We start from the raw sequence: 14,307 nt of genomic DNA on the forward strand, positions 1-14,307 counted from the left end.
CGCAGGGGCTTTGAGCCCAAAGTAGGCAAACCAATGCGCTTTCTCGCCTGTCTGAACAGGACGAAGCGATCCAATAACTCGGCGATACGGGTCACATCGCCGTTTGCGTGGTGAAGTAAATCACCTTCGACAAAAAATGTCCATCCTCAACATTTTGGTCAAATTCGCACCTGGTGATCTGGCGAAAAAACCACACCAGCATGCAGTCACGGAGCAAGCGGGATTCGCCATCCACACGGCGGTTACAGTGCCGACAGAAGATCGAATGCTGTTCTTACACAACGGAAAAGACGACCTCGGCCGCTCTACGAATCGTCAGGTCGGTTTGGCAGTTTTATCCTGCTACAACAGAGCAGATTTGAGTTTCATGCTCGGCCACAAGGTAAGTTTCCAACTCGCCGCTAGGTCGTTGAGGATGCACACATCCTGTCCGCAGGCACGTCCCGGTAAGCCACACAGGTCATTTCGACATTGAGTCCGAATGGAAGGCTGGCCACGCCAATTGCGGTCCGTGTCGGGCGGGCATCGGGCCCGAGCACGCTCGCGTAGACCTCGTTCATACGCGGCCAGTCGTTCATGTCCGTCAGATAGCAGGTTACCTGTACAAGATCTTCGAACTTGTACCCTTCCGCGTGGAGTAGCCGTTCGATATTACGGAGCGTAAGGCGCGTCTCGGACTCCACTCCAGAGGCACCTGGCGTACCGGTGGACGGGTCTAGAGCGCCCTGACCAGCCAGGTACAGAAAACCGCCGGCACGCAAGGTGGTGGAGTAAGGGCCTTGCGGAGCAGGAAGTCGTGGGGCAGTCGGTATCGTCATTTGCATTCCTCAATCTGTAGTGGGAGGTTATCGTCGATATAGGGGAGCAAGTTCTGCGAAGGAAACGAGACACTGGTCGATCTCGGCATCGCTTGTGTAGAAGTACGGCGAAATACGTACATTGCCTTGGCGATTCGCTACCGAGATCCCTCGTTCACCCAGGGCAGCAACCAATGGTGCGGCGTCGAGTCCATCAACGGTGACGATTCCAGCCGATAGCGCCAACGGAGCCATCGGCTGAAAACCCAAGGCACTGAGCTCGGTGTGCAATCTCGAGACATGTTCAAGTGTTCGACGAGCAACTCGGTCCAAACCGAATTCGAGTCGAACCTCTGCGGCAGCTCGTATCGAGTACATCCCGAACAGGTTCCGGTGCGCATAGACAAGCGATTGTGACGGTGGCGTATTGGCATAGCCAAGCAACCCCGGCACAGCGGCCTCGGTGAAGCGCTCGCTCGTCACCAGGGTGGTGAACCCGAATCCGGCGAGGAGCCACTTATACGCCGTACCGATATAGACGTCGACTTCACTGAGATCCAAGCGAAGCACTCCGGCCGATTGGGCGCCGTCCACAATGAGGAATGTCCCGTTGTCGCGGCAAGCGTGGCCGAGAGCACTGAGGTCGACAGTCGAACCGGTAACCGGATGCACATGGGCGACGGACACAACTCTTGTCCTAGGCGAAAGCGCCTCGATCAATGCCGATGTTCGATTCTCGTCCGAGGGTGGAGCGAGTTCGACGACACGGGTACCGTGTCCAAGCCCGCGCCACGGCAAACGCACAGTCGGAAAATCGTCACTGAAGACAAGGACTTCGTCACCATGCTCCCATACGATCGCCCGCGCTGCCGCGTTCATCGCCTCGCCTGTTGTAGCCAGCGACTGCAACCGACTTTCCGCCACCCCATACTCAGCGGCGATAAGTGTGTGTGCCGAGGCTCCGGAAGCCTCCCAGGACGAAGAGCCAAGAGTGCCAACGCCAAGTGCCTGCGCGCACCGAGCCAACGCCTCACCGACGCCAACCGGAACCAGTCCGATCGCCCCGGTATCCAAGTAGGCGCCCGTGGGCTTGAGTGGGAAGTGCCGCGCGATGAATTCACTATCGCTGCGGGGCGAATCGCTCATCTGTCTTCCTTCGAGGTTATGCCGATACGTGCTGCGCAGGAGGTTTTGCCAGTCGGACGAATCCAAGGAGATCCGACACGTAACCAACCAACGGATGTCTACAAATAGTAGACTGGTTAGACAAAAAATAGAAGCTTTTGTGAATTTGCCAGGCTATTTGTATCTCCGCCAGGATCGCCGCCGCGAATTCGAACCGTCGTGCAGAATCGCCACTAGCGTTACCAACAAGTAGGAGTCATGATGTCGGCCGAGACCGCGAGCGAACCTAACCACGCGCCCGGAAGCTCTCCCGTAACTGTATTCAGCAAAGAGGACCGGGAAGACGCGCGACGCGTTGTCGAAACGGTCGGACCCATCGTCGAAGCGTTGGCCCTCGCATGGGAACCTCGCAGTGAAGTTGTCCTCCACAACTTGACCAAGCTGCCCACTACGATCGAAGCGATTTCCGGAAATCTGACTGGCAGACAGATCGGAGGACCACCGACGGATCTGGGGATCCGAAACTTTTCATCTGGCTGGCGCGACCACCTAATCGGCTACCGAACGGAGACCGAGAACGGAGTGCAGATGCGATCGTCGAGCATCTTCTTCCATGGCTCATCCGGACGTGCTGTCGCCTGCCTGTGCATCAATACCGATATCGACAAAATACTTGCTGTACAGGAAGTTCTGCGGAGCATGTCATCGATAACGACAATAGACCCAGCTCTTCGTGCGGAACCTCTTACCGATAGCGTCATCAGCCCTACGGTTCACGAAAGTCCACGGAAGAAGAACGAGACCTTCCCCGCAACCGTTGACGCATTGGCAGCCGGGATCCTGATCGAGGCAATCCGCGATGTCGGGGTCCCCGTAGATCTCATGAAGAAGAGCCACAAGGTCGAGGTGGTCCGTAGCCTTCGAAGGAGCGGTTTCTTCACCATACGAGAGAGTGTCGAACTGGCTGCGCAAGAACTCAGGGTGGGCAGACACACGGTCTATAACTACATCAACGAAATCGAATCGCAAAACTAGATGTATGAGGCACGGACGTTAGTTACGCGGTGCCGGCGGTAAGCGGCGGGCGGTCGTCCTCCGCGTGCTGAATGCGGTCGGTGGTAATTGTAGTGAACATTCCAGATTTCGACGGCAGTGCGCCGCTCGGCTTCGCTGGTGTACTCGCGGGAGTACAGCAGTTCTTCGGCGAGGATGCGGTTGTAGCGTTCGACTTTCCCGTTGTGTTTCGGGGTGTAGGGCTTGATGCGGTAGTGCCGCGCTTCGCGTAATGAAGCGGTGAAATCTGATGCCCGGTAGCATGATCCGTTGTCGGTGATCACGCGCTCGATTCGGGTGATGCCGTGGGCGGCGAAGAAGAGTCGGGCGTTGTTCATGAAATCGATGGCTGTTGCGGCGGTTTCGTTGTCGCGGGCTTCGGTGTACGCCAGGCGGGTGTTGCCGTCGATCGCGGAATGCAGGTAGGTGTAGCCGAGGCGAGTCTGCGTGTTCTTCGTTTTCCGGCGTTGTGATCGTTTGGCCTGCTCGGAGCCGCGGCCGTGGGCACGCCACCCGCCGCCGTCGGGGATCTTCCCGACCTTCTTGATGTCGACGTGGACCATCTGACCGGGCCGTTCCGCGATGATGACCTGCGGTTTTCGGTTGGTGTTGCCGTTCGGGTCGATGAACCGGCGGCGGTGCAATCCCAGGTTCCGCAAGATTTTCGTGACGGTTCGGCGAGCAATGACGATGCCGTCGGTACGCAGTTCGAACGTGATTCGCGAGGCCGACCACTTCCGGGTTCGTCGCATCGCTTCGATCTCGGCCACGACCTCTGCTGCTGTGGCGGTCGGTTGGCGTTTCGGTGTACTGGATCGGTCCTGTAGTCCCAGGTCACCGTACTTGCGGTATCGGTTGACCCAGGTGGAGGCGCATTGGCGGGAGATACCCATTTCGGCGGCTACGTGGGCGATCGGACGGCTCTGGCAGCGCTCGACGAGTCGTCGTCTTCCCTCGACGATCAGCGGAGCATTACGGTGTGTCACAGGGCTGGTCCCTTGCTGTCGATGGTCAGTTTCGCAACTTCCATCCTGCCGCGAAGGGCCAGCCCGTCTACTTCAATCCAGCGTCAGCAACGTCCATACCCGCAACAACTAGACGGCGCCTCTCTGTGTCAAGACGAGCCTCTGGCCCGGTTGCAGGGTGAGATGTGGCGAGGGTCGGGAAGCGACTTATCGAAAGTGTCGGCGTTTGGAACGTCGGCCCGGCACTGTCACATTAATCGAAGGGCATAGCGGCGCAGCCAGGTTAGGACAGGACGGCACGAAACACCGCCGAGCAGTTCACGTTCAGGTGACGGCACCGGTCGCGGCCCCTTCCAGTCAGACCCCGAATCGGGCTTCCCTTTTCGGTACGCCACTGAGTCGCGGTCGTCGATGCTGACAGAGCCTGAAATGCTTGAGATTGAACTGTAGGCGGACAGGAACCGCTGCGCGTCCCAGCTTATCTGGAGCGCTTCATCGCCGACTCGCTGTGTCGAGTCAGCTGATGAGAATTCTCGGCACTTCCGTTCAGAATCGGGCGGCGATGCTCGACCGAGGCCGACACCTCGCGGTGCGCCACCTGGTAGCTGGTCAGCGTGTCGGTGACGATCACCAGCGGCACATAGTGCAAGCGCTTGAGCGGTCGCCGGAAGAATTTGCTCGATGCGTTAGATCTGCAGTCGGACCTTGGCTGCATTCAAGTTCAGTGGGGCTGGATCGGCACGTCGAGCACAGTGCCGTGCTGGTTGACCGTCCGCCACAGATAATGTTGCCAACCCATCGATTCGGCCGAAAACCTCGGACGCCGTTTATGCATCAAACATAAAGCAGCCTCAACCCGCAAGAAACGGCATGCCTCTCTTTGATCTCGGCCCACCGTCCGGCCACATGGGAAATGTAGAATTCTTCTCTGCTCAGGGCCACTTCTGTAATCTGGAGCGGTGGACACGCAGCTTAGCTGAACTGCTCGCAATGGCTCTACCTGTGATCACCGAACGGAACTCGGTTCCTCCAGTCGTTGCGTTCATTGGTGCGAACCGGGGCCGCGCACTATGCACTCTTGTTACCATCCGATCTACTCCTCGCCACCAACGAAGCCGCAACCACCCTAATCAGCCACGCCCTCCCCGCCAATACCCTGACGTGCACGTTCAGCGGCGACGATACCGCCGCTGTGCAGGTGATCCTCTCTGCGGCAACAACCGGTCGAATCAAACACGAGCCCTTCCTCCTTCGGACTGCACCTCCTCAAGACCCTGCAGACAAAGTGAACCTTGAGGGGGTACCGCCGTCCTCGTCCGAAGAGAACTAGACTGTGACGATCGCACTGACTAATGTATTGTCAGCAGATTCGTGATCCCGCCCTCCCCGCAAGGATAACCAGTACACGCAGGTCACCGGACTATCGGCGTACCTCACACAGAGCGGGCTTCGTGTACACCTGCCAGATCCCCCATCAGTGACGCCGTTACCCTCGACTTCGACGCCTAAAAATTGCTGCAATCGAAATCGATCAGCGCGGGTCAAGTAAGGCTTTCCATTGCCAGATCGCAACGGTTTTCATGACCAACTGGCCAGTGATTCATGTTTGTCCAACCAATCCATTGCCGCCTCCGCAACAACGGAAAAACTTCGGAACCGCGACTGCCGAACTGTGAAGCAAGCCAGAACAGGGCCACGGTTCATGGTGTCACTCCAGGCGTTCACTTTCCGAGCAAACATCGTGACGCGTGAGACCTTGCTCGTCGAAGTTTCCCGACAGAGAGTTTCCGTTGCCATTCAATTCCGTTCCCAGTCCGGTCCTGGCCCATTGTCTTCTTCGAAGATCAGCCACGTTTTGGTCGAGAGAACCCCGTCGAGTCCCTGGAGTTCTTCGAGCACGGTGTGGCGTAGTTCCTGGTTGTCCGGGGCGCGAACCAGCACCAGAACGTCGAAGTCGCCGCCGAGGAGGGAGAAGTGCTCGACAAACGGCAGTGCCTTCAACGACGCCGCCAGACCTCGCCACGAGTGCTGCCTGATCGAGAGCGCCACGTACGCCGAGGAGCCGAGTCCGGCCTTCTCGTGGGCGATCCGCGTCGTGAATCCGGTGATGATTCCGGCGTCCTCGAGCCTTTCGATGCGGACGTAGGCGTGAGCGCGAGATATGTGCGCCTTCTCGGCCAGCGCGCGCATGGAGATGCGACTGTCTGCGACCAGTTCGGCGATGATGCGGCGGTCGATCGCATCGAGAGCGTGCGGTTCGGTGGCCATCTGTCCATTCCTGCTTCGGTAGTCGAGTCGGTTCATGGACAGATTGCTGCCCGAATCCCCATGATAGGCCGTTTGTCTTGAATCTTCGACATCTTCTGCTATTACGTCGCCGAAGTGCGAATACTGATGGACACAACGTCTTCTGGAGGTAGAAGTGACTCTTGTCGAGCCCTTGGGGGCGCTGCGGTATCAGAAGTTCCTGCCCGCCGATTCCGCGGTGCAGTACCTCGACCCCGCTGGAGAACTGACTCGCAGTGAGGCCCGCTACGCAAAACCGAGCGACGATCGCCTGATCGAGATGTATCGAAAGATGTTCCTGGGCAGGCGCTTCGACCAGCAGGCGACGGCGCTCACCAAACAGGGGCGCCTGGCTGTGTATCCGTCCTCGCGGGGGCAGGAGGCATGTCAGATCGCGGCAGCGATGAGTTTGGAGCCGAGTGACTGGCTCTTCCCCACCTACCGGGATTCGATGGCGTTGGCGGCCAGAGGTGTCGATCCGGTTCAGATTCTGAGCATGCTTGCCGGCGACTGGCATTGCGGGTACGACCCCGTCGCACTGCGCAGTGCGCCGCAGTGCACCCCGCTGGCGACGCAGTTGCTGCACGCAGCGGGAGTGGCGTACGGGGAGTCCCGACGGGGCCTGAACACCGTCGCGCTCGCGCTCTGCGGTGACGGGGCCACCAGTGAGGGTGACTTCCACGAAGCGCTGAACTTCGCCGCCGTCTTCAAGGCGCCGGTGATCTTTCTGGTGCAGAACAACGGATTTGCGATCAGCGTCCCGTTGTCACGTCAAAGCGCAGCACCGACGTTGGCGCACAAGGGCGTCGGCTACGGGATCGGCAGCGAGCAGGTCGACGGCAACGATCCTGTTGCGATGATGGCCGTCATGGACGAGGCGGCGCGCTTCGTTCGGAGCGGAAACGGACCGGTGATCGTCGAAGCACACACCTATCGCATCGACGCCCACACCAACGCCGACGACGCCACCCGCTACCGCGACAGCGCGGAGGTGGAAACGTGGCTCGGCCGAGATCCGTTGCCGCGACTCGAAAAGTATCTGCGCGCACACGATCTGATCGACGACGCGTTCGTGGAATCACTGACCGCCGAGGCCGAGGCCGAGGCCGCCACACTGCGCGCCGGCATGAACGTCGACCGCCCGCACGATCCGCTCGATCTGTTCCGGTTCGTCTTCGCCGAGCAGACACCGCAATTGCGTGAGCAACAGGCGCAACTCGAAACCGAACTTGCCGCCGAAGCCGCTGACACAGGGGGAAACTGACCATGCCCATGCTCACGATGGCTCAAGCCCTCAACACCGCACTACGGGACTCGTTGGCCGCCGACGACAACGTCGTCGTCTTCGGTGAGGACGTCGGCACCCTGGGCGGGGTTTTCCGCGTCACCGACGGCCTCACCCGCGACTTCGGCGACGACCGGTGCTTCGACACTCCCCTCGCCGAGTCCGGCATTATCGGATTCGCAATCGGCATGGCCATGGCCGGTTTTCGTCCGGTCGTGGAAATGCAGTTCGACGCGTTTGCCTATCCGGCATTCGAGCAGATCGCCTCCCACGTCGCAAAGATCCGCAACCGCACGAAGGGCGCACTGTCGATTCCGATCGTCATCCGTGTTCCTTTTGCCGGTGGTATCGGCGGGGTGGAGCATCACTGTGATTCCAGCGAGGGCTACTACGCACACACGCCCGGCCTGAAGGTCGTGTCGCCGTCCACGGTGGAAGATGCGTACTCACTGCTACGTTCGGCGATCGAGGACCCCGACCCGGTGATCTTCCTCGAACCCAAGAAGCTGTATTTCTCCCGTGCCGATGTCGAACTGACCGCACGTGAGCCGATCGGTCGCGCGGTCGTCCGGCGCCCCGGTCGTGACGCGACGCTCATTGCCTACGGCCCGTCCGTGGAGGTTGCACTGAAGTCGGCCGAGGCCGCTGCGGCCGAGGGCCGCGACATCGAGGTGATCGACATCCGCTCGATAGTGCCGTTCGACGACGAGACGGTCACTGCATCGGTGCGAAAGACCGGACGCTGCATCGTCATCCAGGAGGCGCAAGGTTTTGCCGGCGTGGGTGCGGAAATTGCTGCTCGCGTGCAGGAGCGGTGCTTCCACCATCTCCACGCCCCGGTGCTCCGGGTCAGCGGATTCGACATCCCCTACCCCGCACCGAAGCTCGAGCGTCACCATCTGCCGAGCGTCGATCGCGTCCTCGATGCCGTCGATCGTCTGCAGTGGAACGACACTCCCGATACCCGTTGGGCGGTGACGGCATGAGCAATCAGGTATTCATGCTCCCGGACCTGGGTGAAGGACTGGCCGAGGCCGACATTGCGGAGTGGCACGTCAAGGTAGGCGACGTGGTCACCATCGATCAGATCGTCGTCGAGGTCGAGACTGCGAAAGCTGCTGTGGATGTGCCCATCCCGTTCGCCGGGACCGTGATCGAACTCCACGGCAAAGACGGTGACACCGTGAAGGTGGGTACGCCGTTGATCACTGTGAGTGGTGGCGAGAGTGTCGACGCGGTCATTTCGGCTAACCACGAGCAATACCGCGAAGAAGAACGTGCCGGTTCGGGTAACGTCCTGATCGGCTACGGCACCAGTGAGGATGCACCGAGACGCCGACGTCGGACTTCTTCGTCGGTACGCGTGATCTCGCCGATCGTTCGTAAACTGGCTGCCGACAACGATATCGACCTGTCTATCCTCTCCGGATCCGGTGCAGGCGGGGTCATCACCCGCGCTGATGTCGAGGCAGGGTCGAACACCGGCACGGAAACGGAAACGTCGCATGTGGGCGACCAGCGGATCCCGATCAAGGGGCTACGCAAGGTGGTGGCCGACAAGCTGTCCACCAGCCGCCGCGAGATTCCCGACGCGACAACCTGGGTCGACGTCGACGCCACCGAACTGTTGGCGGCGCGAGGCGAGATCAACAAGTCACTGCCCGATTCCGACAAGATCAGCCTGATGGCGCTGCTGGCTCGGCTGACCACCGCCGCATTGGCGCAGTACCCCGAACTGAACTCGTCGGTCGACACGGCTCGAGGCGAGATAGCTCGACACGCCCGCATCCACCTCGGAATCGCCGCACAGACACCGAAGGGATTGATGGTGCCGGTCATTCGCAATGCCGACACCCTGAGCACTGTCGAACTCGCACAGGCACTTCGGGTAACCACCGACCTTGCCCGCGACGGCAAACTCGAGCCCGCCCGCCTGACCGGCGGCACGTTCACACTCAACAACTACGGGGTATTCGGGGTTGACGGATCGACTCCGATCATCAACCACCCCGAGGCGGCAATTCTGGGGATCGGACGCATCATCGACAAGCCGTGGGTGGTGAACGGCGAGTTGACCGTCCGTAAGGTCACTCAGATCTCGTTGAGCTTCGATCACCGCGTCTGTGACGGCGGCGAAGCCGGCGGTTTCCTACGGCTGTTCGGTGACTACATCGAGAACCCGATCCGCATCCTGGGAAGGCTCTGATGACCACGGCTCCGATGACCAAGGCTTCGATGACGGCCGGCAAACGGCACAGTGATGTCCTGATCCTCGGTGGCGGATCGGGCGGCTATGCCTGCGCCATCCGCGCCGCCCAACTCGGATTGTCGGTCACATTGGTCGAGGCAGACAAGGTCGGCGGAACGTGCCTGCACCGCGGATGCATCCCGACCAAGGCGCTGCTGCATTCCGCCGAGGTGGCCGACTCGGCACGCACCAGTGAGCAATTCGGAGTCCGGGCATCTTTTGACGGCATCGACATCGCGCAGGTGCACGCCTACAAGAACGGGACAGTCGAGCGGCTGTACAGCGGTCTGAACGGTTTGTTGGCGCAACACAAGATCACTATTGTCAACGGATACGGAACGTACGTCGGTGGGCGGAGCATCGACGTCGACGGAACCCGCTACACCGGAACATCACTCGTTCTGGCCACCGGTTCGTATCCGCGGGAACTGCCCGGCATAGAACTCGGCCGCCGGATCCTCACCAGTGACCAGGCGCTCGAACTCGACCGGGTGCCCAGCAGCGCGACAGTGCTCGGTGGCGGTGTCATCGGTGTCGAGTTCGCGAGCCTGTGGCGCTCGTTCGGCGCCGAAGTCACGATCGTCGAGGCCCTCCCCCGACTGATCGCCGCCGAGGATCCGTGGTCGTCGAAGCAGCTGGAGCGGTCCTACCGGAAACGCGGAATCGTCTGTAAGACAGACACAAAGATCGTTTCCGCGAAAGAAGCAGCCGATTCCGTCCGCGTCGAATTGGGCGACGGAACGACGCTCGATACCGACCTACTGTTGGTCGCCGTCGGCCGCGGACCCCGCACGGACGGTAACGGTTTCGAAGAGAATGGAATCAGCCTCGACAAGGGTTTTGTCGTCACCGACGAACGCCTCCGTACGTCCGTGGACGGTGTGTACGCGGTCGGCGACATCGTGCCCGGTCTTGCGTTGGCGCACCGAGGTTTCCAACAAGGAATCTTTGTGGCTGAACAGATCGCCGGGAAGGATCCGCTACCGGTCGCCGAACACTTGATTCCTCGCGTGACGTACTCGCATCCCGAAGTCGCATCAGTCGGGCTCGGCGAAGTTGCGGCGCGCACGCAGTACGGCGACATCTCCACCGTCGTCTACGACCTGGCGGGTAACGGCAAGAGTCAGATCCTGCGAACCACCGGGGGAATCAAAGTGATTCGTAGCGGAACCAGAGGTCCCGTCGTCGGCGTCCACCTGGTGGGCGACCGGGTTGGCGAGCTGATCGGTGAAGCGCAGTTGGCCGTTGCCTGGGAAGCGCTTCCCGATGAAGTGGGGCGTTTCATCCACGCACACCCCAGCCAGAGCGAAGCGTTGGGTGAGGCCATGCTCGCCCTCGCGGGAACACCACTACACGCGCACGGTTGACCCATAACCAGGAGAGGATCTGCAATGAGCATCGACGATGAACTCTCTTGAAATGAAGACCCAATTGATGGTTGTGTCGATACACACGACCATCAATTGGTCTGGTATCTATTGCCGGTGTAAATTGCCTATGATGTAAATCTCGCGAACTGGGTAGGATGAATGGTTCTCTTCCGAGGAATCCTCTTGCCGAGAACTCGGCTGATCCGCTAGAGAATCATGTGGGTTCATAGCCTTCTCTGGATCGGGCACTCTGAGCGGCGACCCAAGCTGAAATTTGTGCTCTGGTTCGGAATCCGAGCTTGACTAACACATGTTCGACGTGACCATCTACGGTACGCTTTGCAATGACAAATCGCGCAGCGATTTCCTTGTTTGTGAAGCCTTTCGCTACGAGAATGGCCACCTATCTTTCGTGTTTTGTCAGTGGCGAAGTCGTAGAAGATGAATGTGCGGAAGGAAGTTCCGGCGATTTACAAAGCGCATATGCGAAAATAGGTTCCAGTCCCATGGCAATACCCTCCTGTCGCAACTCTTTGAATCTGGTCTGTCCGAGTTTTCGAATTGCAGCTAACTCAACATAGTTGCGGTAGCTGGCCAACACGGGAGGATTACCACTTTGATTCCCCATTCGGTTCCATAAGTTCGTCGCGCCACCGAGCAGTATCGCCGCTCGATTAAAATCGGGGTAAATATTGCGCGCCGGGCGAATGATTCCAAACACCATCCGACCACAACAGATTATCGATCGCGATCGATAAATTTAGAGACTCGCCGAGCAAGTCGGAGGCTTTGCGGGTGTCGCGTGTGGATTCATCGAAGCCCAGAACCCACAGGGCTACCGATTTGTACATGCACTCATCCTCAGTATTGATGGCGGCGCTGACTTGCTCCGCGCATGTACGAGCCCTAGCCGAGTCACCGCAGATGACATGGCAAATACTTAGCGATGCTAATGCTCGTATGTTGCCGACTGTGTCACCGCCGTCGAGATATTTAGTCGCAGCGGCCTGAAGTGACGCAACTGCGCCTGGCATGTTCTGCTGCTCAAGTTGAATTGTGCCCTCGGCATTGTCCATAGCAGCCTGGGCAGCAGGAGTGGAAGTGAAGTACGCTGTCTCACGGCCTTTACATAGAAAGGTCGGTCGCGGCATCAAGATCCCCTTGCATCGTGGCAAAGATGGAGCCTGCTTTGAACGCATTGACCCAGAATGCTGGTCTTGTCTTCACGGTGATCTATGAACTGTGCAATCCAGTACCGTGCTTCACGGAACAGTCCGTGAAAAAGCCAATACGGGAACAGGCTGGTTACTATTTCTAGCCCGATTTCCAGATCCGCAGGGGTGGATCCCAGGCTATACTGCATTACGTCTCGAATATTGGGAAGTTCCCGGGTGAGTCGGTTGTTCCACTCCGCCTGACGGAGCGTCAGAAATTCTACTTCTGCTCTCGCAGTTAGTTTCTGATGCCAAACAAGATACTTACGTCGTAGTTTAGTATGTTCGACAGATTCATCCAGCCTTTTTCTTCCGTACAGTCGCAAAGTTTCCAACATGTGAAATCGGACGGTTTGATCCACGGTTTCGCGAATGAGTATGGGTTTATCTACCAAAGCAGTGAGGACGTCAAGAATTGCAGCCGAGTCGGGCTTAGCGCAAAATTCCTCAGCTGCATCGAGTTCGAACCCGCCTGCGAATAGGGACAGCCTCGCCCACATCTGCCGCTCTTCTTCAGTGCAAAGTTCGTAACTCCAGTCGACGCAAAGGCGAAGTGTTTGTTGCCGCGAGCGCATCGCGACCCGAACGCACCAAAAGCTTGTAGCGGTCAGTCAGGCGCTCAAGTATTTGCCGGACCGACATGGATTGAAGCATCGCTGCAGCTAGTTCAATAGGCAGTGGCAAGCCATCGAGCTTACGGCAGATCGAGGCAACGACTTCCTGCGCATTGCCGTCTAATTCAAGACCTGAATGGGCGGATGATGCGCGTTCGTTGAACAAGGTAGTCGAGTCACACTGGGTGTAGGCACCCGCACCCCCAACCGTATTGGCGGATCGTGGGATGCCCAGTGGGGGTACCGCTGTGACGTGCTCACCCGCGATCCTGAGCGGTTCGCGACTGGTGGCAAGGATGACCATGTTGGGGCACGCGCGAAGCAACATCCCCACCAATTCGCACACTGCATCTAAGAGGTGCTCACAGTTGTCGAGAACAAGTAAGAGCCTTCTTTGCGAAAGCAATTCGATGAGGAGGTCGTGGGCACCGCGTGCCGATTGATCACTCAATTCGAATGTGTGCGCAACGACCTCTGCAACAAGTGATTCGACACGAAGTTCAGCCAGTTCAACTAACGAGTCGCAATCGCACGTGCACTAGCGATGCACCCCGAGATCGTGCTCTTCGATGAACCTACATCTGCACTCGATCCAGAGCTTGTCGGGGACGTGCTGGACGTTATGAAGAGGCTCTCCAACACCGGAATCACAATGGTGGTTGTCACACATGAAATCGGATTCGCTCGCGAGGTCGCTGACACGGTTGTATTCATGGCTGAAGGCAGAATCGTCGAGACCGGCCCACCCGAGATTGTTCTTACAAATCCGGTAAACGCACGAACGCAAGAGCCCTTTCTCGTGTGCTGTAGCCTCGCAGTACATCTCGACCGGGTCTGCTGCACGCTGCACGTAACCACCGGAGCTTCACGTTGACTATGTTTTTCGCAGCACGCCAACTCTCCCTGTGGCTCATAACACGACACTCCCATCGCGATGATCGGCCGGCAGTTGAAGAAGGCCACACGGTAAATTTAGTCAAAAGAATAGGTTCGTGGGGGCGCGACCAGAAGCACTATCCTGGGTGAAGCACTATCCTGGGTGCGTCGATGGCATGCACCACTGACCGCCGCAGGTCTCCCCAAACCGAGGGATGCCCGCAAATAGCTCGCCGGTTGTTCAACTTTGTTCGCGAGCAGCGACGCTGGCCAAGAGTTGCTCCCCGATTCCGGTGCTCTCGCCCTGTTTGCTCTCGCGCTGTTCGCTCAGCCCCTTGACCCGAATAATCACGAGCCTGAAAATTGCTCACGGATTTTGATCAATGGTGCACGAGGGCAACTGGTCACGATTCTATCGCCCCTCGCCAGCAGTCGCGAGACCTTTGCTGTGGTGCTCGTCCACCGTGCTCGACT

12 protein-coding genes and 2 pseudogenes are annotated in these 14,307 nt (G+C 58.8%); 6 read left to right on the forward strand and 8 right to left on the reverse strand.

What is annotated here, in order from left to right; genetic code table 11:
* Window positions 1–401: 401 nt before the first annotated feature.
* The gene (locus ABH922_RS25830; RefSeq protein WP_424809899.1) at window positions 402–824 is read right to left on the reverse strand and encodes a RidA family protein; all 423 of its coding nucleotides are present in this window, start codon (window positions 822–824) and stop codon (window positions 402–404) included.
* A gap of 21 nt (window positions 825–845) precedes the next feature.
* Entirely contained in the window at window positions 846–1,943 is a 1,098-nt protein-coding gene (locus tag ABH922_RS25835) for an aminotransferase class V-fold PLP-dependent enzyme (RefSeq protein ID WP_424809900.1), read from the reverse strand.
* A 237-nt stretch (window positions 1,944–2,180) separates the two neighbouring features.
* Between ABH922_RS25835 and ABH922_RS25840 the strand changes: the two genes are divergently transcribed.
* Window positions 2,181–2,957, forward strand: a complete 777-nt coding sequence (locus ABH922_RS25840; protein ID WP_424809901.1) for a helix-turn-helix transcriptional regulator — start codon at window positions 2,181–2,183, stop codon at window positions 2,955–2,957.
* Here the strand turns inward: ABH922_RS25840 and ABH922_RS25845 are convergent.
* The 3 genes and pseudogenes from ABH922_RS25845 to ABH922_RS25855 all read right to left on the reverse strand — a co-directional run bounded on the left by ABH922_RS25845 (window position 2,954) and on the right by ABH922_RS25855 (window position 6,208).
* The gene (locus ABH922_RS25845; protein ID WP_424809902.1) at window positions 2,954–3,961 is read right to left on the reverse strand and encodes an IS481 family transposase; all 1,008 of its coding nucleotides are present in this window, start codon (window positions 3,959–3,961) and stop codon (window positions 2,954–2,956) included. The genes ABH922_RS25840 and ABH922_RS25845 overlap by 4 nt on opposite strands.
* Window positions 3,962–4,223: 262 nt before the next feature.
* Window positions 4,224–4,736, reverse strand: a pseudogene (locus ABH922_RS25850) (DDE-type integrase/transposase/recombinase); the annotation flags it as partial.
* A 1,001-nt stretch (window positions 4,737–5,737) separates the two neighbouring features.
* A complete protein-coding gene (locus ABH922_RS25855) occupies window positions 5,738–6,208 on the reverse strand; it encodes an Lrp/AsnC family transcriptional regulator (RefSeq protein ID WP_424809903.1) in 471 nt (156 codons plus the stop codon).
* Window positions 6,209–6,362: 154 nt separating this feature from the next.
* Here ABH922_RS25855 and pdhA point away from each other — a divergent pair, with 154 nt between their 5' ends.
* Genes pdhA through lpdA form a run of 4 tightly spaced genes read left to right on the forward strand, consistent with a single transcriptional unit; the run spans window position 6,363 to window position 11,126 of the window.
* Window positions 6,363–7,490: a pyruvate dehydrogenase (acetyl-transferring) E1 component subunit alpha gene (gene pdhA / locus ABH922_RS25860; RefSeq protein ID WP_424809904.1), complete on the forward strand. Its 1,128-nt coding sequence runs from the start codon at window positions 6,363–6,365 to the stop codon at window positions 7,488–7,490.
* A 2-nt stretch (window positions 7,491–7,492) separates the two neighbouring features.
* The gene (locus tag ABH922_RS25865) at window positions 7,493–8,497 is read left to right on the forward strand and encodes an alpha-ketoacid dehydrogenase subunit beta (RefSeq protein ID WP_424809905.1); all 1,005 of its coding nucleotides are present in this window, start codon (window positions 7,493–7,495) and stop codon (window positions 8,495–8,497) included.
* Window positions 8,494–9,717: a dihydrolipoamide acetyltransferase family protein gene (locus ABH922_RS25870; protein ID WP_424809906.1), complete on the forward strand. Its 1,224-nt coding sequence runs from the start codon at window positions 8,494–8,496 to the stop codon at window positions 9,715–9,717. The genes ABH922_RS25865 and ABH922_RS25870 overlap by 4 nt, the downstream gene beginning before the upstream one ends.
* Window positions 9,717–11,126 (forward strand): dihydrolipoyl dehydrogenase, encoded by a 1,410-nt coding sequence (gene lpdA, locus ABH922_RS25875; RefSeq protein WP_424809907.1) that lies wholly within the window; start codon window positions 9,717–9,719, stop codon window positions 11,124–11,126. The genes ABH922_RS25870 and lpdA overlap by 1 nt, the downstream gene beginning before the upstream one ends.
* 217 nt (window positions 11,127–11,343) lie before the next feature.
* On the opposite strand, the gene ABH922_RS25880 is transcribed toward lpdA, so the two are convergent.
* The 3 genes from ABH922_RS25880 to ABH922_RS25890 form a co-directional block, all read right to left on the reverse strand.
* Window positions 11,344–11,532, reverse strand: coding sequence for a LuxR C-terminal-related transcriptional regulator (locus ABH922_RS25880; protein ID WP_424809908.1), 189 nt, complete (start codon window positions 11,530–11,532; stop codon window positions 11,344–11,346).
* A gap of 271 nt (window positions 11,533–11,803) precedes the next feature.
* Window positions 11,804–12,205, reverse strand: coding sequence for a hypothetical protein (locus ABH922_RS25885; RefSeq protein WP_424809909.1), 402 nt, complete (start codon window positions 12,203–12,205; stop codon window positions 11,804–11,806).
* A gap of 651 nt (window positions 12,206–12,856) precedes the next feature.
* Complete coding sequence (locus tag ABH922_RS25890; RefSeq protein WP_424809910.1) at window positions 12,857–13,408, reverse strand: ATP-binding protein; 552 nt, start codon at window positions 13,406–13,408, stop codon at window positions 12,857–12,859.
* Window positions 13,409–13,474: 66 nt separating this feature from the next.
* On the opposite strand from ABH922_RS25890, the pseudogene ABH922_RS25895 reads away from it, so the two are divergent.
* Window positions 13,475–13,744 (forward strand): annotated as a pseudogene (locus ABH922_RS25895) (AAA family ATPase); the annotation flags it as partial.
* Between the last annotated feature and the right edge of the window lie 563 nt (window positions 13,745–14,307).

The organism is Rhodococcus sp. 27YEA15 (assembly GCF_049739425.1).
In the GTDB taxonomy this organism is placed as follows: Bacteria; Actinomycetota; Actinomycetes; order Mycobacteriales; family Mycobacteriaceae; genus Rhodococcus_F.

Bases quoted from the DNA above. Each gene is read 5' to 3' on its own strand.
- ABH922_RS25830 (WP_424809899.1), bottom strand. From the start codon at position 824: ATGCAAATGACGATACCGACTGCCCCACGACTTCCTGCTCCGCAAGGC.
- ABH922_RS25835 (WP_424809900.1), bottom strand. From the start codon at position 1,943: ATGAGCGATTCGCCCCGCAGCGATAGTGAATTCATCGCGCGGCACTTC.
- ABH922_RS25840 (WP_424809901.1), top strand. From the start codon at position 2,181: ATGATGTCGGCCGAGACCGCGAGCGAACCTAACCACGCGCCCGGAAGC.
- ABH922_RS25855 (WP_424809903.1), bottom strand. From the start codon at position 6,208: ATGGCCACCGAACCGCACGCTCTCGATGCGATCGACCGCCGCATCATC.
- ABH922_RS25865 (WP_424809905.1), top strand. From the start codon at position 7,493: ATGCCCATGCTCACGATGGCTCAAGCCCTCAACACCGCACTACGGGAC.
- ABH922_RS25870 (WP_424809906.1), top strand. From the start codon at position 8,494: ATGAGCAATCAGGTATTCATGCTCCCGGACCTGGGTGAAGGACTGGCC.
- lpdA (WP_424809907.1), top strand. From the start codon at position 9,717: ATGACCACGGCTCCGATGACCAAGGCTTCGATGACGGCCGGCAAACGG.
- ABH922_RS25885 (WP_424809909.1), bottom strand. From the start codon at position 12,205: ATGGACAATGCCGAGGGCACAATTCAACTTGAGCAGCAGAACATGCCA.